The sequence below is a fragment of the Lelliottia sp. genome (assembly GCF_045627565.1).
Classification (GTDB): Bacteria; Pseudomonadota; Gammaproteobacteria; order Enterobacterales; family Enterobacteriaceae; genus Enterobacter.
In genome coordinates this window covers 66,501-91,374 of record NZ_JAZQNX010000044.1, presented here as the reverse complement: position 1 = coordinate 91,374, position 24,874 = coordinate 66,501, and the positions used below count along the sequence as shown (strand labels likewise).

Below are 24,874 nucleotides of genomic sequence, written 5' to 3'. Positions count from 1 at the left end.
CAGAATACCCCTCTCCCGGTCTGTCAGGGAAGGTGTGAGGTAAGTCACCATAAAAAAGTCGTATGTTGAATAATATTTTCAACTAGGTTATCAATCTGTAATTAGATGATTATTCTTTTGCACATAATGGAGCCGATATGCGTGTTGTCGTCCTGGGAAGTGGAGTCGTTGGCGTGACCAGCGCCTGGTATTTATGTCAGGCTGGACATGAGGTGACCGTCATTGATCGTGAGCCGGGATCAGCGCTTGAGACCAGTGCGGCGAATGCCGGGCAGATTTCCCCCGGTTACGCTGCGCCGTGGGCAGCACCTGGTGTTCCGTTAAAAGCCATTAAATGGATGTTCCAGCGCCATGCTCCGCTGGCGATCAGCCTCGATGGCACGCCGTCTCAGCTCAAGTGGATGTGGCAGATGCTGCGCAACTGTGACACTCGCCATTACATGGAAAACAAAGGCCGTATGGTGCGTCTGGCGGAGTACAGCCGCGACTGTCTGAAAACCCTGCGTGCGTCAACGGGTATTGAGTACGAAGGGCGTCAGGGCGGCACGCTGCAGCTGTTCCGCACCGCACAGCAGTATGAAAACGCTACGCGCGATATCGCAGTCCTGGAAGATGCCGGAGTGCCTTACCAACTCCTCGACGCGAGCCAACTGGCGCAGGTTGAACCGGCGCTGGCCGAAGTGGCGCACAAACTGACCGGCGGGCTGCGTCTGCCCAATGATGAAACTGGCGACTGTCAGCTTTTCACCCAGCGTCTGGCGAAGATGTGCGAGCAGGCTGGCGTCACGTTCCGCTACAACACCCCCGTCGATAAATTGCTGTCCGAAGGCGGAAAAATCTACGGCGTAAAATGTGGCGATGAAGTGATCAAAGCCGACAGTTACGTCATGGCGTTTGGTTCTTACTCCACAGCGATGCTGAAGGGACTGCTGGATATTCCGGTCTACCCCCTTAAGGGGTATTCGCTCACAATCCCGGTCAAAGAGGATAATGGCGCGCCAGTTTCAACTATCCTTGATGAAACTTACAAAATCGCCATCACCCGCTTTGATAACCGAATTCGCGTGGGCGGCATGGCTGAAATTGTCGGTTTTAATACGGAATTGCTGCAACCGCGCCGCGAAACCCTGGAGATGGTGGTGCGCGATCTCTTCCCTCGGGGAGGATTTGTCGAACAAGCCACTTTCTGGACCGGATTGCGTCCGATGACCCCGGACGGCACGCCTATTGTCGGGCGCACGCCGTTTAAGAATTTATGGACCAATACGGGGCACGGAACGCTGGGCTGGACGATGGCCTGCGGCTCGGGGCAGTTGCTCAGTGATTTGATTTCGGGCCGTACGCCAGCGATTCCGTTCGATGATTTAAGCGCTGCGCGCTATCAGTCGGGTTTTACACCATCTCGCCCACAGCATTTGCACGGCGCACATAATTAACAAGGAGTTGTCATGTCCCGTCCTATTCTGGCTCAGCTGGATTTGCAGGCCCTGAAAAACAACCTGCAGATTGTCCGCCGTGCTGCACCAGGCTCCCGCGTTTGGTCGGTTGTAAAAGCTAACGGCTACGGCCATGGTATTGAATCCATCTGGAGCGCGCTAAGCGCCACCGATGGTTTTGCCTTACTGAATCTGGAAGAGGCGATCCTGCTGCGTGAGCGCGGCTGGAAAGGCCCGATTCTGCTGCTGGAAGGCTTCTTTCACGCCGACGAGCTGCCGCTGCTGGATAAGTATCGTCTGACCACCAGCGTGCACAGCAACTGGCAAATCAAGGCGCTGCAAAACGCGAAACTGCATTCGCCGCTCGATATCTACCTCAAAATGAATAGCGGCATGAACCGCCTGGGCTTTCAGCCCGAACGCGTTAACACGGTCTGGCAACAGCTGCGTGAGATCAAAAACGTCGGTGAAATGACGTTGATGGCGCACTTCGCTGACGCGGAAAAGCCAGACGGCATTACGGATGCCATGGCGCGGATTGAGCAGGCGGCAGAGGGTCTAGACTGCGCGAGGTCACTCTCGAATTCCGCCGCGACGCTCTGGCACCCGGAAGCGCATTATCAATGGGTGCGCCCGGGAATTGTGCTGTATGGCGCATCGCCGTCTGGTCAGTGGCAGGACATCGCCAACAGCGGGCTTAAACCGGTTATGACGTTGCGCAGCGAAATTATCGGCATCCAGACGCTGAAAGCGGGGGATACCGTGGGCTACGGCAGTCGCTACCGTTCAACGGGCGAACAGCGCATTGGGATTGTGGCAGGGGGCTACGCAGACGGCTATCCGCGTCTTGCGCCGAGCGGCACGCCCGTGTGGATTGACGGCGTGCGTACCGGCACCGTGGGTACGATTTCAATGGATATGATGGCGATAGACTTAACGCCGTGCCCGCAGGCAGGCATCGGTTCTCCGGTCGAATTGTGGGGCAACGAGGTGAAAGTCGATGACGTTGCGTCGGCGGCGGGCACAGTAGGGTATGAACTGTTAACAGCGCTGGCCCCGCGGGTGCCTGTTGTGACGGTGTAACCACCAAAAATAAAGGCAACCGGATGGTTGCCTTTTTAGTCTGTTCTAATCGGAATGCGCCGAGGCGACGTTACTCAGTCTCATCCTCCGTAGGGCGCACGCCCACTTTGCGCACCGCGTTATCTTCTTTCTCCGCGACGGTCCAGATCATCCCGGCAAACTCAACCTGATCGCCGACGACGGGTGCAGCACCCAGAAGTTGCTGCACGATCTCACCCAGCGTCAGCTGTTTATCCCGGTACTCCAGACCCTCATCCAGCCCATAAATCAGTGCCACATCGGCAAATTTCGCGCTGGCTTCCAGTATAAAATCACCGAAGAAACGCTGATCCAGCGCCACCGGTGGCGACTGGCTGAACAGCTTGCCGAGCGCCGGAAGGTCGGTTTCACGGCCAATTACGCAGAGAATATCCCCCTCGCGCAGGCGGGTACTGCCGGTCGGGTGCAGCAGCGCATTATCACGAAACAGCGCGGCAATACGCGTTTCGGTGGGCATATGCAGATCGCGAAGCGACGCGCCCACGCACCATTTATCAGCACTCAGCTGATAGACAAACTGCTCCCACGGATTTTCCGGATGAATATCCAGACCAACGCGTGAAACCGGTAGACCGACAGGTGGAACCACCACTTTCGCTTTTTTGGCCGCCCATCCCAGAGACGTCCCCTGGAACAGCAGCGACACCAAAACCACGAAGAATGCGACGTTGAAGAACAGCCGCGCGTTATCCAGACCGGCCATCATAGGGAAAACGGCAAGAATGATCGGCACCGCGCCGCGCAGACCGACCCAACTGATGAAGATGCGTTCGCGAAGATTAAACCCGCGGAACGGCAGCAGTCCGGCAAAGACTGACAGCGGACGGGCAAAGAAAATCATCCACGCCGAAAGCAGCAGCGCCGGAATGGCAATTGGCAGCAGATCGGACGGCGTCACCAGCAGTCCGAGCACCAGGAACATGCCGATTTGCGCCAGCCAGGCCAGACCGTCAAAGTTTTGCAAAATCGCGTGGCGGTTGCGTATCGGACGATTACCCAGCAGAAAACCGCAGAGATACACAGCCAGAATGCCGCTGCCATCCAGTGCGGTCGTCAGGGCGAAAATCAGAATACCGCCGCTCAGTGCGAGCAAAGGATACAGGCCAGCAGGCAGGGAAATACGGTTGATCATCTGTTGCAGCAGGTAGCCACCCGCTAAGCCGATGATAATCCCCAGTCCAAACTGCTGCAGAATATGCCAGGCGAACATCCAGCTCAGACCGGTTTCATGCTGCTGAATCATCTCAATCAGCGTGATGGTAAGAAACACCGCCATCGGATCGTTGCTGCCGGATTCAATCTCCAGCGTTGAGCCAACACGTTCGTTCAGCCCTTTACCGCCGAGCAGGGAAAACACCGCGGCCGCATCGGTAGACCCGACGATCGCGCCAATCAGCAGCCCTTCCATGATATCCAGGTGGAACAGCCAGGCGGCCATCATGCCGGTCAGACCGGAAGTGATCAGCACACCGACCGTCGCTAGCGACAGCGCAGGACCGAGTGCCACGCGAAAGGAGCTGGCCTGCGTGCGCATCCCGCCATCCAGCAATATCACCGCCAGCGCGAGGTTACTCACCATGTAGGCGAAGGGATAGTTATCGAAGGGAATACCGCCAATACCATCGATGCCAGCAAGCATGCCGATGGCGAGGAAGATAACAAGTATAGGTATGCCGAGACGCGAAGAAAATGAACTTAATAAAATACTGCAGGTTACGAGGACTGAACCCAAAATGAAAAGGCTGATTACCGCTGCGGCATCCAATGTTGTCTTACTCCCACCTCAATGTAGTAACTGTTACATAAACCCTAACATAATAACGGCCGAAACCGTGTTTTATTGGCCCGGTAAAAAGGCTTTTTTATGCCTTTATAACGGGATGACCGCTGATTGTTAATTCGCTGACAGCCCCGTCGTGCTTAAGGACGGCGTGTGCGCCGAGCGGCAAGGTCACCGTCTGCTGTTCGTGACCAAAATCCAGGCCGCCGATCACGGGAATATTCACTCTTGAGCGAATGTAATCCATCATACTTTCCAGCGTATACCCGGCATCGTAATCGTTCGGCGTGGAACCGCTAAAACTACCGAGCACGATGGCACGCTGACGGGAGAGAATGCCCGCGTGCATAAGTTGCAGCAGCATGCGCTCGACGCGGAACGGATGTTCGTTGATATCTTCCAGCACCAGAATGCCGCTTTCAATATTTGGCAGCCAGGGCGTGCCAATCAGCGACACCAGCATCGCCAGATTTCCGCCCCATAGTTGACCCTCACACTCGCACTGCGTACCAGTGCCTTGCCATTCAATCGTGAAAACGGGATTTTGCAGCGCCCGCCAGAAATGCGCCTGTGTAAAGTCGTCCAGATCCGGTGCGCCGAAATTCGCTGCCAGCATCGGGCCGCTAAAGGTGATGACGTTATGCCGCGCCAGCAAGCCCAACTGGATGACGGTGAAATCGCTGTGGCCACAAATCAGCAGGGGATCGTGCTGCTGGCGAGTGGCCAGTCCGTCCCAGTCGATGGTTTCGAGTAATCGGCTGGCGCCATACCCGCCACGCACCGCCAGCACGATGTTGTTCGCGCCTTCAAGGTTTACCAGATCGTTGATATCCGCCAGTCTTTGCGTCTCTGTTCCGGCAAAACGCTGCTGACGACGGGGGATAATTGTCTGATTTGTTACCGAATGGCCAGATTCCAGTAAGCGCTGAATACCGCGCTGTGCGGCGTCCTGGTTAATGCAGTAACCGGAAGGGGCGATGAGATGAAATCGGGACATGGCAATTCCTTGCTGAATGAGAACTTAATTATCTATATCATGCCGCCTATAGGCCGCCTGCTTCAAGGGGGATAGCGTAATCGCGATGACCGGATATAAGGATAGATGACGTGAAATTGAGATGGTTTGCTTTTTTGATGGTATTGCTGGCGGGCTGTAGCTCCAAAAAGGATTACCAAAATCCGCCATGGAATCCGGAAGTGCCTGTGAAGCGTGCGATGCAGTGGATGCCTATCAGTGAAAAAGCCGGGAAGGCCTGGGGCGTGAGTCCGCGGCTGATCACGGCGATTATCGCGGTGGAATCAGGGGGCAATCCTACGCTTGTGAGCAAATCGAACGCGGTCGGTTTAATGCAGCTTAAAGCCTCTACGGCAGGGCGCGAAGTATACCGCTACATGGGCTGGAAAGGTCAGCCGTCGACCAGCGAGCTGAAAAACCCGGAACGTAATATCTCCATGGGTACGGCGTATTTGAGCATTCTGGAACATGGTGTTCTTAAAGGTATCGACGATCCGGAAGTGATGCAGTACGCGCTGGTGGTCTCTTACGTTAACGGCGCAGGCGCACTGCTACGTACTTTCTCATCGGATCGCAAAGAAGCGATTGAAGAGATCAACGGCATGGATAAAAACGAATTTGTTGACCATGTTGCGAAGAATCATCCGGCACCACAGGCCCCGCGCTATATCTGGAAAGTTCAGAAAGCCATGGACGCCATGTAATGCCGTTGCCGGGCAGCGAAAGGCTGTCCGGCACCCATCAAATCACCTTATTCGCGCGTTCCCGCGCTTCTCGCTCCAGTGAGAAAATAATACGCTGAAGTTCGCGCTCGGCACCCGGTCCGACATTCAGAAAGCGGAAGCTCAGACGTGGCGTGGTAATGGTTTCGTTTTTGCTGTCCACGACTTTGCGTTCGCTAATGGCAATGAGCTGCGCGTCAAAGTAAAACCGTCCCCAGCCGCCCATATCCAGCTCAATCTGGGAAAAACGCATCCCTTCGACCAAACCCTCTGGTCGTATCGTATCCATCAATGCGCCCATGCCGCCTAATGAAAGGTCAAACAGGCGGAAGCGGATCTCTTTTTTATCCGGCATTTTGGCTTTACAAAAATAGGAGGGATGCAGCGGGGCGTTGATACGAAAATACTCGCGGCGCTGAACAAACCACACGCTATCGGGTAATGGCGCAAAAAAGGCAGGCAGGCCCTGATAGTCGCCCTGAATCAGCTGCGGCAGAACAAACTCGACTTTCGCGCCTTTCGTTTCCGCCATCACAGCGAGATTTTGCGCGCGCAAAGCCGCACGATTTTCATATTCCTGACTACCGAGGTCGATGACCAGGCGCTCAGGGGTCGCCTCAAGGATCTTGCTGATAAACTGATTGGTAGACCAACTGATGCGCAAAGGGACTTCGCCCTTATGCAGGTCGCGTAATACCCCTAAGACAGCCAGCGGATTTTGCTTCAGGAACTGCTCACTGTAATTACTCACGCCGAATGGCTCCTCGGTTGTCTGACAGACTGTCGATGAAGTATCGGCAGTAAACGAAAGAACTTAATACAAACCGGTGAATTTTTTTTAAAATGAGACGTAATTAAGTCGGTGACAAAGAATGATTTTCGCGTGCTGTCCTATACTTAAGTCACTTGCGCGGAAGGTTTCAGCGCATGTGTTTAATCTGCAAGAGGGCATCGTATGGGTATCATCGCGTGGATTGTGTTTGGTCTGATTGCCGGTATTATCGCAAAATTCATCATGCCTGGGCGTGATGGCGGCGGCTTTATCCTGACCTGTGTACTGGGTGTGATTGGTGCAGTTGTGGGAGGCTGGCTGGCGACAATGTTTGGCGTCGGCGGCAGCGTGAGTGGTTTCAATTTGCACAGTTTCCTGGTGGCTGTTGTGGGTGCCATCGTCGTGCTGGCGATCTTCCGATTACTCAGGCGTGCGTAAGCAGACATCAACGGCTCTCAATTGAGGGCCGTTTTTTTTGGTCTTGATATTGCTTTGTAAATCGAAATGAGAATAATTGTCGTTTCTATCCATTTCTAATAATAAGACGACAATATGAAAACCTCACGTTTTGCGATATGTGCGTTGGCAGGCGCAGTCACGCTGGCGTTACACACGCCTGCGTTTGCTCAGGAATCCACGATCGTGGTCAGCGGGACGGAGCAAGATAGCGCGCTGCCCGGTTGGACCAACAGCGCCACAAAATCAGCGGTGGCTGAAAGTAAAACCCCGCAGGTGATAAACACGATATCGGCCACGGAGATCGCGCAGCGCCACGCGAATTCGGTCAACGAAATCCTGCGCTATGCGCCGGGTGTTTCTACCGAAGTGCGTGGCAATACCTCGTATATGAGCGAATACAAAATTCGCGGCTTCACCGTTGAGCAAGAGTATTACAACGGCTTGCAACTTCCCTATAACGTGACCGGAAATACCAAAGCGCGGATCGATCCCTTGTTGATCGAGAGTGTGGACATTCTCAAAGGTCCCGCATCTGTTCTGTACGGCGGTGGCTCGCCCGGCGGGCTGGTGAATATTCAGGGCAAAAAACCGCAAAAAGACCAGCATACGGAAGTGGGCTTTACTACCGGCACGCGCAATCTGAAAGAGGGCTATCTGGATTCCACCGGGCAAATCGCCGACAGCGACTGGAAGTACCGTCTGCTGGGTAAAGCGACCGAAGGTGACGATCAGCCGCATACCACGCGCACCGAAAACTATCTGGTCGCGCCGTCTGTAACCTGGCAGCCTGACAGCAAAACGCGCCTCACCCTTGACGCGCTGGCGCAAAACACCCCGAGCCTCTCGCCGTCGAATCCGTTGCCGTTATCGTATTTGCGGTCGAAATATGCTGATCGACGCGACTACGCGGGCGATGAGTGGAGTGGTTTCAAGCAACGCCAGTGGATGCTGGGCTACAGCTTTGAACATGAATTTGACAGCGGCTGGGGTTTCAACCAAAAAGCGCGCTATTTTGACGTCGACACCCATCAGCGCAGCGTCTATTCAACGGGCGCGGGAAGTGAGGTTTACCAGCTCAATCGCTTTGCTTACACCACGGATGAAGATCTGCACAGTTTCAATATGGATAACCAGGTAACGAAAACCGTGACCCTGGGGGAATGGAAACATCACCTGCTGGCGGGCTTTGATTATCAGAAATTGAATTCCCATTTCCACTATCGCTATGCGTCGGCAACGCCGGGTATCGATATGCGTGACCCAGATTACACACAAATCAGCGAAAGCGCGTTGGGCCTGTATACTGCGCAGAAAAACCGCCTGAGCTATCAGCAAAACGGTTACTACCTGCAGGATCAGGTAGAGTTTGGCGGCCTGAATCTCCTCGGTAGTTTGCGCTACGACGATTACCGTTCGGTCACCACCAACTATCTGCAGAATGGCGACAAGGCTTGGGTATCGCAGGATCGCGTAACCAAGCGACTGGGTGCGTTATATGCCTTTGAAAACGGAATTTCACCGTTCATCAGTTACTCGGAAGGCTTTGCACCCGTTTCGCCGCAGGGCACGTTGATGGCGAAAGATGTCAAACCGACCACCAGCAAACAGGTGGAAGGCGGGGTCAAATATCTGCTGGAAGAGTACGCCACCACGCTGACTGCGTCAGTGTTCAATATTCGCCAGAAAAATGTCGTCACCACCGATCCCGGTTTCCTGAACTATCGTCAAACGGGTGAAGTGGAGTCGAAAGGGGCAGAGCTGTCCGTCGTCAGCCGTCCGACCGATAATCTGACGCTGATTGCAAACTATGCGTACACCCATGCGATCAACACCGAAGATGATAAGTATCAGGGCAAACGACCGACGCAGGTGCCGGAAAATGCCTTTAATCTTTGGGGTGATTACACCTTCGACAGCACGCCGCTCAAAGGACTGAATTTGGGGTTAGGCGCGCGTTATACCGGGCCGATGGAAATTGCGCCAACTAACGATCGGGGCAAACTGGGCGGAACGACGCAGTATGATCTGGCCGCGTCGTATCGTCTGGGTGAAGTTATGCCTTCTCTGGAAGGACTGACCCTTAAGGCCAGCGCGCAGAATATCACCAACAAAGAAACCTTTACCTGTTATGACGCCACAAACTGCTGGATTGGGCGCGACCGTACTTATCAGGTCGGAGCGAGCTACAGTTTCTAATTAAGCACGGTGCACTGAGATAAAAAGGAAAACGGCAACTGAGGTTGCCGTTTTGTTTGCTATTCCCTTTTGGGATGTGAGCAATAAGATAACGTTCTGGCTACTGCGCCGCACTCTTCTGCGCTGATGATTGAGGAGCAACATCATCATTCGCCGCCGGTTGCGAGGCCGGTACGCTGTCGCACGGTTTCTCTTTCGGGCACACAAGATCCAGCATTTTTAAGGTCACGCCATTGGTCCAGCCGAATCCGTCCTGCAACGGATACTCGCCTCCACCACCGCCCGTCCCGGTGGTTGAAACATCATATTTCTCGACCAGTTTTTGCTCGCGATCGTAGGTGTGCTGAACGTTGGTGAGGAAGCGCCAGGTGACATCCATTGCCACTTTTTCATGTCCGTAGTTTTGCAGCCCTTCAGCGGCAACCCATTGTAAAGGTGCCCAGCCGTTTGGCGCATCCCACTGCTGGCCGCTATTGATGGTGGTCGTTGAGATCCCACCTGGTTTTAGCAAACGCGAGGACGTCGCGCTGGCGACTTTCGCTGCGCGGTCTTTTGACGCCGCGTTCACATACAGCGGGAACAGCGCGGCGGCAGTCAGCTGATTACGCACCTTTTTGCTTTTCAGATCGTAATCGGCGTACCAGCCCTCTTTTTCATTCCACAGATGGCTTTCCATGGCTTTTTGACGAGACGTCGCCAGGGTTTCATACTTGCTGGCCGCAGCAGCATCACCCGATTCCTGGCTGGCTATTGCCAGCAGTTTTTCCATCTTGAACATCAGGGCGTTAAGATCGACAGGCACGATGCTGGTGGTGCGTATCGTCCCCAGCTTTTGCGGATCGTCCATCCAGCGGGAGCTAAAGTCCCAGCCAGACGCCGCCGCAGATCGCAGATCGCGGTAGATCTCCGTCGCCGGACGGTCCGGGTTATTTTTTGCGGTGGTCACGTCATCCAGCCAGGATTCAGGGCGGGGCGTATCGCGGTCATCCCAGTAGCGATTCAGAATCGAGCCATCATCCAGTTTCACCACGCGTTTGTTGGCCTGTCCCGGCTGCAATGTCTCCACGCCCTCCATCCAGTAGGCGTACTCTTTTTCCATCTGCGGACGATAGGTTTTCAGCGCCTCTTTATCATGCGTCGCCAGCAACTCAACCATCAGCGAGAAGAAAGGCGGCTGGGAGCGGCTCTGATAATAGCTGCGGTTCCCATTAGGAATGTGGCCCCACGAGTCGAGTTCGTAGCCAAAGTTCGCCACCATATCGCTGATCTTGTCCCAATGGCCGCTCTCGGCCAGGCCCAGCATGGTGAAGTAGCTGTCCCAGTAATAGACCTCACGGAAACGCCCGCCGGGCACGACATAGGGTTTTGGCAACGGAAGCAGTGAATCCCATTTGCTGGCCTTGTCGGTGGTGCGCGTCAGCACCGGCCATAAACCGTCAATATGTTCGCGTAAGTTCTGTCCGGCGGGGGGAACATATTTTTCCCCTTCGCCCGGCAGGCTGAAGTTCATCTCGACAAAGTGGCGCAGGTCAAAGCCGGACTGTTTATGCTGCATCCGGTAATCCGCCAGGATCATTAAGGGATCGCTTTTTGGTACCGCGTCGGCAAAGGTTTTTTGATCAGGGAATAATTTTGCGCTCTGCACGTCGACGAACAGGGGACCGAGCAGAATATCCGGCGACTGCTTTTGCGTCGATTGTGCCTCTTCCGCATGGCTGAACGCAGCCACACCCAGCAGTGCGCCTCCCAATGCGACGCGCAGCGCCAGCGGTAAAGCCGCAGGACGGCGCAGATCAATTATCGTCATCGATTCTTCTCCTTTTATTTGCGAGCAGCGTGAACGCTGTCGTCAATCACCTGAAAACCTTAGACGAATATCGCGGGTTTCGCGTGTTGAACATCCCACTTTAGGCAGAACCAGACGATTTACTGTTTAGATCTCCTCTGCAATCGGGGTGGTTTCGCGTAAGGCACCCGGCGCCTGGCCCACAATGCGCTTAAAAGCGCGACTAAACGCCGCGAGTGAGCCATAACCCAGGCGCAGCGCGACCGTTTCAATCGGCTGATTTTCATGACGAATGTACTGAATCGCCAGCCGCATCCGCAGCTCGCTTAGGTATTTTGCCGGTGTCGTACCGGTGGCCGATAAAAAGCGCTCGGCAAAAACGGATCGCGATGTCCCGGCCTCTTTTGCCAGCTCTGCCACGCTCCAGTTGAGGCCTGGCTGCTGGTGCATGGCATAAATCGCACGGCTGAGGCGCGGATCGCGCAAAACCTGTACCCAGCCGGTGGCCTTGCCGCAACCCGCTTCCACCCAGCCACGCACGATGAGGGCGGCGACTACATCCGCGAGGCGCGCCAGAATTCCGGCAAACCCCACCTGGCGCGTCATGGACTCGCGCTCCATTGCCGCCAGCAGCGGATGGATCTCGGGCCACGTCGACATCAGGCGACTCACCATCATCACTTCGGGCATCGCTTTGATCAGCGGCTGCATCCCGCCCAGCTCAAAGTCCATACATCCGCTGAATATCACCGTCTTGTCGCTCTGAGGGCACGGCTCGCAGGTAATGGCGCAGACTGAGTTGCAAATCGATTCGCTGGGATAGGCGGAAACCGGGATGACGGTGGCGTTTTCTTCAGAAAGCAGGGCGTGCGCATTGCCATTGGGGATAAACAGCGCGTCGCCGCTGTTGAGGGTAAAGCGCGCGCCGCTCTCCATGCGCAGCAGGGCAGTCCCCTGACTCACGAAATGAAACTGCGCTTTGCCAGCGACATAGGCAAATGACACACCAAAGGGCGCGGTGGTTTCAATTCGACGGTATTTCACACCAGAAAGCCGCATTCCGCGCAAAAGCTCGCTGATCATATCGGGTGGCTGAACGGTCATGGAGATAACTCCGGACGAATAATCAATAAGTGGAGATTATATGTCATAGATCGTCCGTGGGGAACGCCCTATGATTCGTGACAGTTGTCACATTATTCTAACGGGAGAGCAACAGATGAGTTCATGTATCGCGGCGAGTGAGGCAATCGTGCCCGCAAAACCCGCCTGGCGAGCCGTCTATTCACTGGGACTGGGAGTATTTGGCCTGATTACGGCCGAGTTTTTACCCGCCAGTTTATTGACACCGATGGCGGCAAGTCTGGGGGTGACGGAAGGCATGGCCGGGCAGGCGGTCACCGCAACGGCGTTGGTTGCGCTGGTCACCGGGTTGCTGATCACGCCCGCGACGAAAAATATCGACCGCCGCTGGGTGCTGATGTTTTTCTCGGTGCTGCAAATTATCTCCAGTTTGCTGGTGGCATTTGCGCCCACGCTGAACGTGTTGCTGTTTGGCCGTTTACTGCTGGGGATTGCCATTGGCGGCTTCTGGGCGATGTCGACGGCCACGGCGATGCGGCTGGTGCCCGCGGATAAAGTGCCAAAAGCACTGGCGGTGATCTTCTCCAGCGTGTCGGTCGCCACCGTGGTTGCCGCGCCGCTCGGCAGCTATCTCGGCAGCCTGATTGGCTGGCGCAACGTCTTTATCCTCTGCATTGTGCCGAGCATTGTTGCGCTGCTGTGGCAGCTCTGGGTACTGCCGTCGATGAAGCCGGAGAGCAGCGGCAGCCTGGCGACGCTCATGCGCGTGCTGCGCCGTCCGGGGATGATTGGCGGTTTACTGGCGACGGTACTCATTTTCAGCGGACATTTTGCTTTCTTCACTTATTTGCGTCCGTTCCTCGAAACCGTTGGACAGGCCAGCGTAGAGACTATTTCCCTGATCCTGCTTGGCTTCGGGCTGGCGAATTTTGTCGGCACGTCGATTGCCGGGATGTTGCTGGCGCGTAATTTGCGCCTGACGCTGGCGCTGGTTCCTTTCGTGATGGGCATCCTGGCGTTGATGATGGTGGCGTTTGGTCATCTGGCGATGCTGGACGGTCTGCTGGTGGCGCTGTGGGGATTTGCGTTTGGGCTGGTGCCGGTAGGCTGGTCAACCTGGCTTGCCACGACTGTTCCTGACGAGGCCGAAAGCGCGGGCGGTTTGTTGGTCGCCTCCATTCAGTTCGCGATTGGTGCTGGCGCGGCAGGTGGCGGGGCGATATTTGATCTTAACGGTGCCAGCGGCGTATTTGCTGGCAGCGGTCTGCTGCTGGTCTCCGCCATGGTGATTGTGCTAGCGGGCGTGCGGGTCAAACCGGTGATGGCGGAATAAGAAAACGCCCCGAAAAGGGGCGTTTATTTCACACGGCGGGCGGCACTTTTCGGGCATGAGCCCGTTTCTGACTCGGAATGACGGCGATACGCAGTATGCCCAATTCCAGGAATACGGCGACCAGGGCAATCCCGGCGTTAACACTCCCTCTCACCGCTTTTCTCGCCATATTTTGGCAAAGGTTAGCCATTTAAATTCTTTGTGATTTCCGGCCTTTTCTCAGATCGTCGTAGATAAACACAGACTGCGGAAATGGCGCTGGAACAGATGGGTAAAAGGTCGTCTTACTATTTACATGAAGAGCAGCGGGAGGCCATACGACGTCTTTCGCAAGGCTGGCTGTGGCGCAGCGAATTCCCGACGTGGATGCTGATTGCGGGAATCTACGGCGGTTGGTTTACGACGCTAATTTTTTGGCAATCCCTCGGCCTCATTCCCTCCACGCTGTTGCTTATCGGGTTCACCGCCTGGTATCTGTCGCTGCAGCATGAACTGATCCACGGCCATCCCACTCGCGTGGCGTGGTTTAATCAGCTACTGGGCATGCTGCCGCTGGCGGTCTGGTATCCGTACGGACTGTATCGTGATTCGCATCTGGCACATCATCGCCACGATCGTCTGACGGTGCCGACGGACGATCCCGAATCATACTATTTCACCGACGCAACCTGGGCGCAATTTTCACCCTGGCAGCGCAAAATCATTCATCTGCGTAATACCTTCCCGGGACGATTGCTGTTAGCGCCTCTGCTGGATATTGGCCAAACACTGGCGAGTGCAGGGCGGGCGTTTCGGGATTTACACTACAAAGCCATGGTGATGTGGCTGGTGCACGTCGCGCTGCTGGCGGGGCTGTTTGTCTGGATGGAAGGGCGCGGGTTTTCTGCGCTGTACTTTGTGCTGGCGGTGAGTTTTCCCGCGCTGGCGCTGACTAAAATTCGCTCTTTTTACGAGCATCGTGCCGCAGACGATCCGCTGGCGCGGTCGGTGATCAACGAGGCGTCGCTGCCGTGGCGCGTGTTATTTCTGAATCTCAACTATCATTCTGTGCATCACGATCTCCCGGGCGTGCCCTGGTACGGCCTGCGAGACATTTATTTGCGTGATAAAGCGGACTATCAGCGGCGTAACCACACATTCGTGGTAGGCGGCTATGGCGAATGGTTACGTCAGTTTTGGGCAAAAACAGTGGATGTGACGGTCCATCCAGGGGTGAAGACAAGCGATACCCATGATTAATCTCCTCGCGTTCCCGATGTATGCCGTAAACCGCGCCGATAACGAGGCGCTAACGTTTACCGTGCGGACGTTGCTCGCTGAACGCGGTGTGCCCGTAAGTCAACTCAATACCAGCGGGCCGGGGGACGACTTGCTGTCGCACTGGCGTCACCCGGATCTGCTGCTCAGCCAGACCTGCGGTTTCCCGCTGATGACGCAGCTACCGGACGTGCAAACGGTAGGGTGCTTTCATTACACCGCACCCGGCTGTGACGGGATTCATTACCGCAGTTTTTTAGTGGCGCGCGCGACGGATAAACACCAGAAGCTGGCAGATTTTCAGGGGAAACGCGTGGCGTGCAACGCGAGAGATTCGCAATCTGGCTACAACGTGCTGCTAAAAATGGTCGCGTCGCTTGACCACCCTGCGCCGTTTTTCAAATGTGTCGTCATCAGCGGCAGCCATCGACAATCATTGATAGAAATTAAGCGCGGTGCGGCGGATATCGCGGCTATCGACTGCATCACCTGGGCGCTTTTGCTGCGCCACGAACCCGACTTGATTGACGAATTGACGGTGATTGGCGAAAGCCCGTTAGCGCCGGGATTGCCGCTGATCGCTGCGAAGAACACCTCGCACGAGACGCTTTCACGCATCCGTGCCGCGCTGACTAATCTGGTGAGCGAGGCAAAATACCGGCAGATTTGCGATGACATGTTTATCGGAGGATTTAGCGAGGTGACGCGCCAGCCCTATTCATTGCTGCTGGACTGGCGCGATGCGGCGGCGCGAAAAGGCGTGACTCAGCTGTAAACTAGCCCATCAGAAAATAGCTTAATCCTGAAAACGCCACCATTCCGGCAATGACGGTCGCGAACAGGCTGCGCGTCACAATGCCTGCCAGAGTGGCGGCCAGCGCAGCGAGCAGCGACAGGCTGATCCCCGAAGGCGTCAGCGCGGGTTTCCCCATCAGTTCGGCGGTGACAATCGCGGCCATAATCGCTGAGGGAATGAAACTCAGCCACTGCTGTAAAATGGGGGCCAGACGGAATCGGGACAGCAGTAGAATCGGCACCGTGCGCATCAACGCCGTGACGACCGCGCAGGCCATAATCGCCAGTAAAATATTCCGTTCCATCTTATTTCTCACCCTTACTGAAGAGGCGCAATCCAAGCGTCGCCAGCGTGGCGGAAACGGACGCGGCCACAATCACCACCACGCTCATATCGGTATGGCTTGCCGTCAGCAACGTGATCATGACCGCGGCGGCAATGCTGAAGGATTCGAGCGTTTTTCGGCGGCTGGCAAACCAGATCATCAAGACCAGGCCGATAAACATCGACACCAGGCTGAAGCTCAACCCTTCCATTAACGACGGTGGCAGGGCCGATGCCAGCCCTGCGCCGACGACGCAGGCGAGGATCCAGTTTATCCAGGCGGCCAGATTAAGCCCCAGCATCCACGCGAACGGGACCTTATTCTGCTGACTACCTTGCTGCACGGCGACGCCAAAGGTTTCGTCGGTGAGCAGCAGTCCGCTGATGATTTTTTGCGTTGTGGTGTACTCACGAAAGAACAAGCTCATTGCGGAACTCATCAGCAGATACCGAAGATTCACCAGGAATACGCTTAAGACGACTGACGCGATTTCTGCGCCCGTCGCCCACAGGGAGTAAAACAGAAACTGCGCCGAACCGGCGTACAGAGCACTTGCCAGCAGGGCTGTCTGGATGGTCGTAAACCCCGACAGGGTTCCAATTGCACCGGCGGCAAAACCGATGCTCCAGTAACCAGGGATGGTGGGCAAGCAGGCTGTGACGCCTGCGCGAAATTCCGCTCGGGCGTGGTTCCGCTGAGAAGTCGTTGTATTCATTAACATCTATTTATCTCGTTTATATGTCACGGAATGATAATCTTAATAATTGGCAAAAATCGCTATAGTAAAATCCTGCTCAATGGCAGAAATAATCCGCTTTAGGGATGAAAGGCATAACCGGAATGAGAGAATCGCGGGATGAAATCAAGCTCTGGCGTGATAAAGGGCTGCACGGCGGGATGGAGATCCTGCGCGCGTCCTGCTACGAGCACAGTTATCCGGCCCATTTCCATGATGAATTTGTTATCGCTGCCTTTGCGCGCGGGGCACAACGCACGCGCATCTGCCGTGAGCGTGGAATTGCCGCGCCGGGCACGGTGATGATTATCGCCCCGGGCGAAGTGCATACCGGCGAAGCGGTGCAGCGCGACGAAGGCTGGGACTATTGCGCCTTTTATCCCTCGCAAGCTCTGCTGAACGATGTGGCTGAAACGGTGCTTCGCGGCAAGGGCGAGGTGAATTTTGGTTCCGAAGGCATGCGTCACGATCCCAAAATGGCGCGCAGTATGCTGCAGGCCTCGGCCGTGCTGAGCGAAAGTCGCGATCCGTTGGAAAAAGAGTGCGTGATGTATCAGGTGTTGAACCTGCTGGTGGGGCGCTACGGGGAACGATCTGCGCGCAGTGGACGGCAGGACGTTGTACGCGCGGATATCCGTCGTGCGGTCGATTTTCTGCAATGCGCGTACATGCATCCCGTTTCGGTGAAAGAGATTGCTGAGGTGGCGCGGTTAAGCGAGTTCTACTTTATGCGCACGTTTCAGAATATGACTGGGCTTTCTGTCCATCAATACCTGACGCAGCTTCGGTTGGTGCGCGCCAAAGCGTTGCTCGCCAAAGGCGTGAGTGCCGCGCAGGTTGCCAGCGACGTGGGCTTTTTCGATCAAAGCCATTTGATTAAACACTTTCGCGCACATTTTGGCACGACGCCGGGCGTGTTTGCCGCGGCGTCGGCGTAGCGATTAGAGCGGGCGGATCTCTTTTGAACGCAGAGTGACGGTGACGGGCACGGATTTATAGGACGGCGTTCCGCTCTCTTTATCCAGGTAATCCAGCGGGACCAACACGTTCGCCTCAGGGTAATACGCTCCGACCGTACCGCTGGCAATGTGATACGCCACCACGGTGATATCGTTCAAACGCAGTTCGCTGTCCGGCAGCGCAGTGGTAATGTCCACGCGGTCGCCGTGCTCCAGCCCCAGCTGCGCCATATCCCCTTCGTTCATAAACAGCACATCTCGGCGGCCAAACACCCCACGATAGCGGTCATTGAGGGCATAAATCGTGGTGTTGTACTGATCGTGACTGCGTAGCGTGACCTGCCGCAGGACGTTCTCCCCGATGCCATTGATGTTCTCATCGACACCGTCAAACACAGAAAACATCGCTTTGCCTGTTGGGGTGGGCCAGACGCGCTCGGTTGGCGGTAACGGCATGCGAAAACCACCCGGCGTTCTGATGCGATCGTTGTAGTGGTCGAAGCCCGGCAACGTTTTTTCAATCAAATCACGGATCAAATCGTAATTCGTCACCAGTTCCTGCCAGGCGACATTGCTGTCAGGCAGCGTTGCTTTGGCCATTCCCGCCACAATCGCCGGTTCAGAGAGCAGGTGAGGTGACGCGGGTTTGAGTTTTCCGGACGAGGCGTGGACCATCGACATGGAGTCTTCAACGGTGATCGACTGCTTGCCGGTCAGCTGCATATCCAGCTCTGTACGCCCCAGACAGGGGAAAATAAACGTCTCTTTGGCGGTGAGCAGATGCGTGCGATTCAGCTTGGTGCCGACGTGGACGCTCAAATCCAGTTTGCGCATCGCCGGGAAAACGCGCTCGTGCTCAGGCATCGCCACGGCAAAATTGCCGCCCAGGCAGATCAAGGCTTTAGATTGCCCGGCGATCATGGCCTGCGTGGTTTGCACCGCATCATGGCCGTGTTTTGACGGCGGAGTGAAACCAAACACCTCTTCAATGCGCGACAAAAAGGTGGCAGAGGGTTTTTCGGTGATGCCTACCGTCCGGTTTCCTTGCACGTTTGAATGCCCGCGCAAGGGGCAAATCCCGGCGCCTGGCTTGCCGATATTGCCGCGCATCAGCAGCAGGTCGGCAATCAGACGCACGTTAGCGGTACCTTTGTTGTGCTGGGTGATCCCCATACCATAGGTAATGATGGTGGCATTCGATTTAGCATAAGCGACTGCCACGGTTTCCAGATCGGCGCGGGTAAGACCCGATTCGCGTTCAATGGCTTCCCACGGGGTCGCGGTAATGTCAGCGGAAAATGCGTCAAAACCTTGCGTGTGTTGGGCAATAAAGTCGCTGTCCAGCACTTTGCCCTGCTGGGACTCAAGGGCCAGCAGATGTTTCGCGATACCTTTCAGTGCGGCGGCGTCGCCTCCGGCTTTAACCTGAAAATAGGTCGACGCGATATCCGTTGAGCCGTAGGTCGCCATCTCGATAACACTTTGCGGATCGGCAAACCGTTCCAGCGCTCTTTCACGCATCGGGTTGAGGACGATAATAGGCACTCCGCGCCGGGCCAACTCATGCAGTGTGCCCATCATGCGCGGATGGTTGGTTCCAGGATTATGACCTATCGAAATGACAAGCTCGGTGCTGTCAAAATCATCCAGTGAAACCGTGCCTTTACCAATACCGATTGATCGAGGCAAACCCACGCTGGTGGCTTCATGGCACATATTGGAACAATCAGGAAAATTATTGGTACCCAGTTCGCGCGCAAAAAGCTGAAACAGATACGCAGCTTCATTGGATGCGCGGCCAGAGGTGTAAAACTCGACGGCGTCGGCAGGAAGGTCACGCAGCACTTCGCCGATCCGGGCGAAGGCGCGTTCCCATTCCACCGGGCGAAATGTGTCGCTCGCATGATGATACTCAAGCGGGTGCGTAAGTCGGCCGTAGCCTTCCAGTTCAAAGTCGCTTTTTGCCAGCAGTGACGTAACGGTATTTTCGGCAAAAAAAGCGGGCGTGACGCGCTTGTTGGTGGCTTCCCACGTAACGGCTTTGGCCCCATTTTCGCAGAACTGGAACGTTGATTTGTGTTCTTTATCCGGCCACGCACAGCCTGGGCAGTCAAATCCATCAGGCTGATTGGTATTAAGCAACGTGGCGGGTGCTTCGAAGGTATCCATTTGCGTGCGCACGGCAATGGCGGTGGCTTTTAAGGCCCCCCATCCGCCGGCTGGACCGTCATAGTGTCGGATTCCGGGTACTGAGCGGCGTTTGTTATTCATGGGAACTCCTGACTATGCGGATAGAAAACGGCTTCATTTTCGTTTTAAGCCGATTATTAGCTAATCTTAGAAGATTTTTGTTAATGATAATTCAACGAATTAGTAACAGTATTTTATCTTTATCATGTTAAACCTTTCGTCTCGCACAACAAAAATACAGAGAGGGAAAGGGATGAAAACGTCAATTGCGAGCATCGTGGCAAAAATACCGCAAATCTGGCAGTCGCAAATCCTGGGTGCGGTGGGAGACGCCAGAATCAAAATCATTAAAATGGGCGGAGAGGGCATTCCTCCGGAAGCGCACAATGATTTTGAGGAGATGCTTCTGGTGCTTGATGGTGAACTGCCGCTGGTTATTGAGGAACAGCATTTTACGCTGGCTGCGGGGGAGTTTTGCTTTGTGCCGAAGGGGGCGAATCACCATGTGCCGCCGGGGAGTTTTGGCACGTTGCTGCTGGTGGATTTGGGCGAATGACTTGCGACTGGGGTATCAATTTTTTGATAAAAAAATCCACGCCAATGCGTGGATTTTAATGTTTCAGGCACTCTTCATGAGTTTTTGTGAAACCCCACGAGAAAGCAGAAAGAATTAGACGTTGAACAGGAAGTTCATCACATCGCCATCTTTCACGATGTAGTCTTTACCTTCAGCACGCATTTTGCCGGCTTCTTTCGCGCCTTGCTCACCTTTGTAGGCGATGAAGTCTTCAAACGCGATGGTTTGAGCGCGGATAAAACCTTTTTCGAAATCGGTATGGATCTTACCTGCGGCCTGCGGAGCGGTAGCGCCAACAGGAATCGTCCATGCGCGAACTTCTTTCACGCCAGCGGTGAAGTAGGTTTGCAGATTCAGCAACTCGTAGCCCGCGCGAATCACGCGGTTCAGACCTGGCTCTTCAATACCCAGTTCGGCCATGAACTCTTCGCGATCGGCGTCGTCCAGTTCAGCAATGTCAGACTCAACGGCAGCACACACCGCCACGACGACGGAACCCTCGCCAGCTGCGATTTCGCGCACTTTGTCGAGGTACGGGTTGTTTTCAAAACCGTCTTCGTTAACGTTCGCGATGTACATGGTTGGCTTGAGCGTCAGGAAGCTCAGGTATTTGATCGCCGCTTTGTCTTCTTCGGTCAGTGCCAGTGAACGCAGCATGCCCGCGTTTTCGAGCTGAGGCAGACATTTTTCCAGCGCAGCCAGTTCTGCTTTCGCGTCTTTATCGCCGCCTTTGGCACGTTTCTGCACGCGGTGAATCGCGCGCTCGCAGGTGTCCAGGTCAGACAGTGCTAGCTCGGTATTAATGACGTCGATATCGTCAGCCGGGTCCACTTTATTATTCACGTGGATGATGTTGTCGTTTTCGAAGCAACGAACCACGTGACCGATCGCTTCGGTTTCACGGATGTTGGTCAGGAACTGGTTGCCAAGACCTTCTCCTTTGGAAGCCCCTTTAACCAGACCGGCGATATCCACGAATTCCATGGTTGTCGGTAGAATGCGCTGTGGTTTTACGATTTCCGCGAGCTGGTCCAGACGTGGATCGGGCATCGGCACGACACCGGTGTTTGGCTCAATGGTACAGAACGGGAAGTTTGCTGCTTCGATGCCCGCTTTGGTGAGCGCGTTAAACAGGGTGGATTTGCCAACGTTTGGCAGGCCAACGATACCGCATTTAAATCCCATCTTTAAATCACCTTAATGTCTTGATATTCAACCCGTTAGCGTTAACAGATCGAAGAAAAGTAAATAACTTTGCCTATTATACACGTAACCTGCGTCACGCGCGGTAAAAAAGCCTGTACGACGGGATTATTGCGCTTTGAAAGCGTGCAGGCGATTGGTCGCTTTGGTTAAGCCATCCTGCAACCAGATTTCCGTACAGCGTACCGCTTCGTCTACGGCTTCGTCGATGAGCTTCTGTTCTGAGCTCGGCGGTTTGCCTAGCACAAAACCCACAACTTTATTTTTATCGCCTGGATGACCAATTCCCACGCGTAAGCGATGAAAGTTCGGGTTATTGCCGAGCTTGCTGATGATGTCCTTCAGGCCATTATGCCCGCCGTGACCGCCGCCCAGTTTGAATTTCGCCACGCCTGGCGGTAAGTCGAGTTCATCGTGAGCGACCAGAATTTCATCCGGATTAATGCGATAAAATGTCGCCATCGCGGCCACCGCTTTGCCACTTAAATTCATGAACGTGGTTGGAACCAGCAAACGCACATCAGCACCCGCAAGGTTGATGCGCGAGGTATAGCCAAAGAATTTCGGCTCCTCACGCAGGGGGGCACGCAACCGCTCAGCCAGTAAATCAACATACCAGGCGCCGGCGTTATGGCGGGTTGCCGCGTATTCCGCACCGGGGTTGGCAAGGCCGACAATCAATTTAATCGTCACGTTTCAATTCCTAAAGGTTCCAGATTTGGCGCGTAGTTTACTGTTTGCCGCGCCGATTGACAAAATTCTGCGAAAGGAAGGGGGATTTGCGAATAATGACGCAGTTGAATCATTAGAATTTCATGTTGTTCAGGTGCTTATTTGTAAACTTTTGTTGTGACGAGAGTCATTAATGTGATCATTCACGCAACTCATAAAAGGGGTGTTGTCTATACTTTACACACAAGGATTAGGGACATTTTCCCTGCAACCCAGGCTGCGGAGGTGATATATGAAACGCAAAAACGCTTCACGACTCGGTAATGTGCTGATGGGATTGGGCCTGTTCGTGATGGTAGCCGGTGTGGGTTATTCAATTTTAAACCAGTTGCCTCAGATTGACCTGCCGCAGTATTTCGCCCATGGTGCGATTCTTAGCATCTTCGTTGGGGCGGTTCTGTGGCTTGCGGGCGCACGTGTGAGCGGTCATGAACAGGTCAGCGACAGATACTGGTGGGTGCGTCATTATGATAAACGCTGCCGCCGCGACCAGCACAAGCACGGCTAACGCGCTATGTGAATGTAAAAACGGCTCCCAAGAGAGCCGTTTTTTTATGCCTAAAGAATGACATCAACGCCCGTCAACGGTATCAGGACAGATCTGCTAATGCCGCCTCGCGGTTGGGATAAAATGCCAGTCGCCCAGGAATCGGTTGCACAGCAGCGCGCGCCATCGTGCGCAGCGGCTGGAATTCAAGATTACTGACGCGCAGCTCGCAGCCTTCCGGTAGACGTTCGACAAAGCGCTGGAAGGCATCCAGACCACCCGCATCGAGTACCGGAACCGCATCCCACTTCAACACCACAATGCGTTTACCCTGAATCCGGGATTCCAGATCGCTAAACAGACCTTCTGCCGCGGCAAAAAACAGTGGGCCAATGACGCGCAAAACCAGTACATCCTCAGGGACTTGAACATTCACTGGGGCCAGACGCGTCATCTGCGCAATGCGTCGCATAAACAGCAGCGACGCCAGCACGATCCCCACGCTAATGGCGATCACCATGTCAAACAGCACCGTCAGCGACATACAGATGAGCATCACAATGATGTCGTCTTTTGGCGCACGCCGCAGGAGATGAACCACTTTATGCGCTTCGCTCATGTTCCACGCGACCATCAACAGCAGGGCAGCCATCGCAGACAGCGGCAGCCAGGACAATAAAGGGGCCAGGGCCAGCAGTGCGAGGATCACCAAAAGCGCGTGAATAATGGCGGAAACCGGTGAGGTTGCCCCTGCGCGCACGTTAGCGGCTGAGCGCGCAATCGCGGCCGTCGCGGTAATACCGCCAAAGAACGGGGCGATAATGTTGCCTAATCCCTGTCCAACCAGTTCGCCATTGGCATTGTGCTTGGTTCCGGTCATGCCATCGAGGACAACGGCGCAGAGGAGCGATTCTATCGCACCCAACATCGCCATGGAGAATGCGGCGGGAAGCAGTGCGCCTAGCGAGTCCCAGCTCAACGTGAAGCTGGAGCCCGGCAGATCCCAGGGCAGCACCAGCTGCGGCAGAAGCTGAGGGATACCGCTACCCTGAGAACCATCCGCCAGAATATAGTGGAACTGCGAGCCTATGGTGGCAACTTGTCCACCCAACACATTGACCGCCCCCATGACTGCACAACCCAATAACAGCGCGGGCAAATGACCCGGCAAACGAATGCCCAGGCGCGGCCAAAGAATTAACGTACCCAGCGTGACAATGCCAATCGCCGCATCACCCAGATTTGCCGTGGGCAGCGCCATAAACAATGCCCCGACTTTTTGCAGATAGTGTTCAGGCACATGCGCGAGCTGCAAACCCAGGAAATCCTTAATCTGCATGGTCCCGATGGTAATGCCGATCCCGGAGGTAAACCCCAGCGTCACCGAAAGCGGAATATACTCAATCAGTCTGCCAAAACGTGCCAGCCCAAACAGGATCAAAAACACGCCGGACATTAGCGTTGCAACCAGTAACCCCCCCAGCCCAAACTGCTGTGAGACGGGATAGAGGATCACCACGAAGGCGGCGGTCGGGCCAGATACGCTAAAGCGCGACCCGCCGCTCAGGGCAATGACAATACCGGCAACTGCTGAAGTATAAAGCCCGTACTGCGGGGCAACACCGCTCGCAATAGCCAGTGCCATCGCCAGCGGAATGGCGATGATCCCAACCGTGATACCGGCAATCAGATCGCGGACGAATCGCGATGAGGTGTATTTCTCTTTCCAGCAGGCGTCGATGAGGGCGCGAAAGGGCAGAACATGTGAGGGGGCGATATTTTTCACAATTATCTTTCATCCGTGAGCGCATCATCTGTCATGTGAATGGCAGGTGAAGTTGGCATTGATCATACAAATGAATGTTACAGACAAAAAAACCCGCCGCAGCGGGTTTTTGCGCCGGGTTC

General features: G+C 55.0%; 23 protein-coding genes. 11 read left to right on the top strand and 12 right to left on the bottom strand.

Going from position 1 to position 24,874, the window contains the following annotated elements:
• Positions 1–137 precede the first annotated feature (137 nt).
• Together ACKI5T_RS20515 and dadX are read left to right on the top strand one after the other, a co-directional pair.
• Positions 138–1,436, top strand: a complete 1,299-nt coding sequence (locus ACKI5T_RS20515) for a D-amino acid dehydrogenase (RefSeq protein ID WP_407439830.1) — start codon at positions 138–140, stop codon at positions 1,434–1,436.
• A 12-nt stretch (positions 1,437–1,448) separates the two neighbouring features.
• A complete protein-coding gene (gene dadX / locus ACKI5T_RS20510; protein WP_407439828.1) occupies positions 1,449–2,519 on the top strand; it encodes a catabolic alanine racemase DadX in 1,071 nt (356 codons plus the stop codon).
• A 70-nt stretch (positions 2,520–2,589) separates the two neighbouring features.
• Here the strand turns inward: dadX and ACKI5T_RS20505 are convergent, their stop codons facing one another.
• Together ACKI5T_RS20505 and ldcA are read right to left on the bottom strand one after the other, a co-directional pair.
• Positions 2,590–4,323 (bottom strand): potassium/proton antiporter, encoded by a 1,734-nt coding sequence (locus ACKI5T_RS20505; protein WP_407439826.1) that lies wholly within the window; start codon positions 4,321–4,323, stop codon positions 2,590–2,592.
• Positions 4,324–4,420: 97 nt separating this feature from the next.
• Positions 4,421–5,335 (bottom strand): muramoyltetrapeptide carboxypeptidase, encoded by a 915-nt coding sequence (ldcA, locus tag ACKI5T_RS20500; RefSeq protein WP_407439824.1) that lies wholly within the window; start codon positions 5,333–5,335, stop codon positions 4,421–4,423.
• Between the two features lie 110 nt (positions 5,336–5,445).
• Here ldcA and emtA point away from each other — a divergent pair, with 110 nt between their 5' ends.
• Entirely contained in the window at positions 5,446–6,057 is a 612-nt protein-coding gene (gene emtA, locus ACKI5T_RS20495; protein WP_012017742.1) for a membrane-bound lytic murein transglycosylase EmtA, read from the top strand.
• A gap of 37 nt (positions 6,058–6,094) precedes the next feature.
• Here emtA and ACKI5T_RS20490 read toward each other — a convergent pair whose 3' ends face one another.
• Positions 6,095–6,826, bottom strand: a complete 732-nt coding sequence (locus tag ACKI5T_RS20490) for a flagellar brake protein (protein ID WP_407439822.1) — start codon at positions 6,824–6,826, stop codon at positions 6,095–6,097.
• 204 nt (positions 6,827–7,030) lie between these two features.
• Here ACKI5T_RS20490 and ACKI5T_RS20485 point away from each other — a divergent pair, with 204 nt between their 5' ends.
• Both ACKI5T_RS20485 and ACKI5T_RS20480 read left to right on the top strand, forming a co-directional pair.
• Positions 7,031–7,285, top strand: a complete 255-nt coding sequence (locus ACKI5T_RS20485) for a GlsB/YeaQ/YmgE family stress response membrane protein (protein ID WP_012017740.1) — start codon at positions 7,031–7,033, stop codon at positions 7,283–7,285.
• Between the two features lie 114 nt (positions 7,286–7,399).
• Complete coding sequence (locus tag ACKI5T_RS20480) at positions 7,400–9,502, top strand: TonB-dependent siderophore receptor (RefSeq protein WP_407439820.1); 2,103 nt, start codon at positions 7,400–7,402, stop codon at positions 9,500–9,502.
• A 100-nt stretch (positions 9,503–9,602) separates the two neighbouring features.
• Here the strand turns inward: ACKI5T_RS20480 and ACKI5T_RS20475 are convergent, their stop codons facing one another.
• Both ACKI5T_RS20475 and ACKI5T_RS20470 read right to left on the bottom strand, forming a co-directional pair.
• Entirely contained in the window at positions 9,603–11,309 is a 1,707-nt protein-coding gene (locus ACKI5T_RS20475) for an alpha,alpha-trehalase (RefSeq protein ID WP_407439818.1), read from the bottom strand.
• A gap of 126 nt (positions 11,310–11,435) precedes the next feature.
• Positions 11,436–12,392, bottom strand: a complete 957-nt coding sequence (locus ACKI5T_RS20470; RefSeq protein WP_407439816.1) for a cupin domain-containing protein — start codon at positions 12,390–12,392, stop codon at positions 11,436–11,438.
• Positions 12,393–12,507: 115 nt separating this feature from the next.
• On the opposite strand from ACKI5T_RS20470, the gene ACKI5T_RS20465 reads away from it, so the two are divergent.
• A complete protein-coding gene (locus tag ACKI5T_RS20465) occupies positions 12,508–13,704 on the top strand; it encodes an MFS transporter (protein ID WP_407439814.1) in 1,197 nt (398 codons plus the stop codon).
• Positions 13,705–13,732: 28 nt separating this feature from the next.
• Here the strand turns inward: ACKI5T_RS20465 and ACKI5T_RS20460 are convergent, their stop codons facing one another.
• Entirely contained in the window at positions 13,733–13,894 is a 162-nt protein-coding gene (locus ACKI5T_RS20460) for a hypothetical protein (protein WP_407439812.1), read from the bottom strand.
• Positions 13,895–13,971: 77 nt separating this feature from the next.
• On the opposite strand from ACKI5T_RS20460, the gene ACKI5T_RS20455 reads away from it, so the two are divergent.
• Both ACKI5T_RS20455 and ACKI5T_RS20450 read left to right on the top strand, forming a co-directional pair.
• Positions 13,972–14,943 carry a fatty acid desaturase gene (locus ACKI5T_RS20455; RefSeq protein WP_407440105.1) on the top strand — a complete coding sequence of 324 codons (972 nt, stop codon included), beginning with the start codon at positions 13,972–13,974 and terminating at the stop codon, positions 14,941–14,943.
• Positions 14,936–15,736 carry a phosphate/phosphite/phosphonate ABC transporter substrate-binding protein gene (locus ACKI5T_RS20450; protein WP_407439810.1) on the top strand — a complete coding sequence of 267 codons (801 nt, stop codon included), beginning with the start codon at positions 14,936–14,938 and terminating at the stop codon, positions 15,734–15,736. Before ACKI5T_RS20455 ends, ACKI5T_RS20450 begins: the two co-directional genes overlap by 8 nt.
• A 1-nt stretch (position 15,737) precedes the next feature.
• Here ACKI5T_RS20450 and ACKI5T_RS20445 read toward each other — a convergent pair whose 3' ends face one another.
• Together ACKI5T_RS20445 and ACKI5T_RS20440 are read right to left on the bottom strand one after the other, a co-directional pair.
• Complete coding sequence (locus ACKI5T_RS20445) at positions 15,738–16,061, bottom strand: AzlD domain-containing protein (RefSeq protein WP_133630075.1); 324 nt, start codon at positions 16,059–16,061, stop codon at positions 15,738–15,740.
• 1 nt (position 16,062) lies between these two features.
• Entirely contained in the window at positions 16,063–16,803 is a 741-nt protein-coding gene (locus ACKI5T_RS20440) for an AzlC family ABC transporter permease (RefSeq protein ID WP_407439809.1), read from the bottom strand.
• A gap of 119 nt (positions 16,804–16,922) precedes the next feature.
• Between ACKI5T_RS20440 and ACKI5T_RS20435 the strand changes: the two genes are divergently transcribed.
• Positions 16,923–17,756, top strand: coding sequence for an AraC family transcriptional regulator (locus ACKI5T_RS20435; RefSeq protein WP_407439807.1), 834 nt, complete (start codon positions 16,923–16,925; stop codon positions 17,754–17,756).
• A gap of 3 nt (positions 17,757–17,759) precedes the next feature.
• On the opposite strand, the gene ACKI5T_RS20430 is transcribed toward ACKI5T_RS20435, so the two are convergent.
• A complete protein-coding gene (locus tag ACKI5T_RS20430) occupies positions 17,760–20,048 on the bottom strand; it encodes an FdhF/YdeP family oxidoreductase (RefSeq protein ID WP_407439805.1) in 2,289 nt (762 codons plus the stop codon).
• Positions 20,049–20,220: 172 nt separating this feature from the next.
• Between ACKI5T_RS20430 and ACKI5T_RS20425 the strand changes: the two genes are divergently transcribed.
• Positions 20,221–20,523 (top strand): cupin domain-containing protein, encoded by a 303-nt coding sequence (locus ACKI5T_RS20425; RefSeq protein ID WP_407439804.1) that lies wholly within the window; start codon positions 20,221–20,223, stop codon positions 20,521–20,523.
• 114 nt (positions 20,524–20,637) lie between these two features.
• Here ACKI5T_RS20425 and ychF read toward each other — a convergent pair whose 3' ends face one another.
• The gene (gene ychF / locus ACKI5T_RS20420; RefSeq protein ID WP_059179774.1) at positions 20,638–21,729 is read right to left on the bottom strand and encodes a redox-regulated ATPase YchF; all 1,092 of its coding nucleotides are present in this window, start codon (positions 21,727–21,729) and stop codon (positions 20,638–20,640) included.
• 126 nt (positions 21,730–21,855) lie between these two features.
• Positions 21,856–22,440: an aminoacyl-tRNA hydrolase gene (gene pth / locus ACKI5T_RS20415; RefSeq protein ID WP_186752941.1), complete on the bottom strand. Its 585-nt coding sequence runs from the start codon at positions 22,438–22,440 to the stop codon at positions 21,856–21,858.
• A 271-nt stretch (positions 22,441–22,711) separates the two neighbouring features.
• On the opposite strand from pth, the gene ychH reads away from it, so the two are divergent.
• Entirely contained in the window at positions 22,712–22,987 is a 276-nt protein-coding gene (ychH, locus tag ACKI5T_RS20410) for a stress-induced protein YchH (RefSeq protein WP_407439801.1), read from the top strand.
• 82 nt (positions 22,988–23,069) lie between these two features.
• Here the strand turns inward: ychH and dauA are convergent, their stop codons facing one another.
• Positions 23,070–24,752, bottom strand: a complete 1,683-nt coding sequence (gene dauA, locus ACKI5T_RS20405) for a C4-dicarboxylic acid transporter DauA (RefSeq protein ID WP_407439799.1) — start codon at positions 24,750–24,752, stop codon at positions 23,070–23,072.
• Positions 24,753–24,874 lie beyond the last annotated feature (122 nt).

Coding starts and splice junctions, on each gene's coding strand:
- ACKI5T_RS20460 (WP_407439812.1), bottom strand. CDS start 13,894: ATGGCTAACCTTTGCCAAAATATGGCGAGAAAAGCGGTGAGAGGGAGT.
- ACKI5T_RS20480 (WP_407439820.1), top strand. CDS start 7,400: ATGAAAACCTCACGTTTTGCGATATGTGCGTTGGCAGGCGCAGTCACG.
- ACKI5T_RS20465 (WP_407439814.1), top strand. CDS start 12,508: ATGAGTTCATGTATCGCGGCGAGTGAGGCAATCGTGCCCGCAAAACCC.
- ACKI5T_RS20445 (WP_133630075.1), bottom strand. CDS start 16,061: ATGGAACGGAATATTTTACTGGCGATTATGGCCTGCGCGGTCGTCACG.
- ACKI5T_RS20485 (WP_012017740.1), top strand. CDS start 7,031: ATGGGTATCATCGCGTGGATTGTGTTTGGTCTGATTGCCGGTATTATC.
- dadX (WP_407439828.1), top strand. CDS start 1,449: ATGTCCCGTCCTATTCTGGCTCAGCTGGATTTGCAGGCCCTGAAAAAC.
- ldcA (WP_407439824.1), bottom strand. CDS start 5,335: ATGTCCCGATTTCATCTCATCGCCCCTTCCGGTTACTGCATTAACCAG.
- ychH (WP_407439801.1), top strand. CDS start 22,712: ATGAAACGCAAAAACGCTTCACGACTCGGTAATGTGCTGATGGGATTG.
- ACKI5T_RS20440 (WP_407439809.1), bottom strand. CDS start 16,803: ATGTTAATGAATACAACGACTTCTCAGCGGAACCACGCCCGAGCGGAA.
- ACKI5T_RS20450 (WP_407439810.1), top strand. CDS start 14,936: ATGATTAATCTCCTCGCGTTCCCGATGTATGCCGTAAACCGCGCCGAT.
- ACKI5T_RS20430 (WP_407439805.1), bottom strand. CDS start 20,048: ATGAATAACAAACGCCGCTCAGTACCCGGAATCCGACACTATGACGGT.
- ACKI5T_RS20515 (WP_407439830.1), top strand. CDS start 138: ATGCGTGTTGTCGTCCTGGGAAGTGGAGTCGTTGGCGTGACCAGCGCC.
- ACKI5T_RS20425 (WP_407439804.1), top strand. CDS start 20,221: ATGAAAACGTCAATTGCGAGCATCGTGGCAAAAATACCGCAAATCTGG.
- ACKI5T_RS20435 (WP_407439807.1), top strand. CDS start 16,923: ATGAGAGAATCGCGGGATGAAATCAAGCTCTGGCGTGATAAAGGGCTG.
- ACKI5T_RS20470 (WP_407439816.1), bottom strand. CDS start 12,392: ATGACCGTTCAGCCACCCGATATGATCAGCGAGCTTTTGCGCGGAATG.
- ychF (WP_059179774.1), bottom strand. CDS start 21,729: ATGGGATTTAAATGCGGTATCGTTGGCCTGCCAAACGTTGGCAAATCC.
- ACKI5T_RS20475 (WP_407439818.1), bottom strand. CDS start 11,309: ATGACGATAATTGATCTGCGCCGTCCTGCGGCTTTACCGCTGGCGCTG.
- ACKI5T_RS20455 (WP_407440105.1), top strand. CDS start 13,972: ATGGGTAAAAGGTCGTCTTACTATTTACATGAAGAGCAGCGGGAGGCC.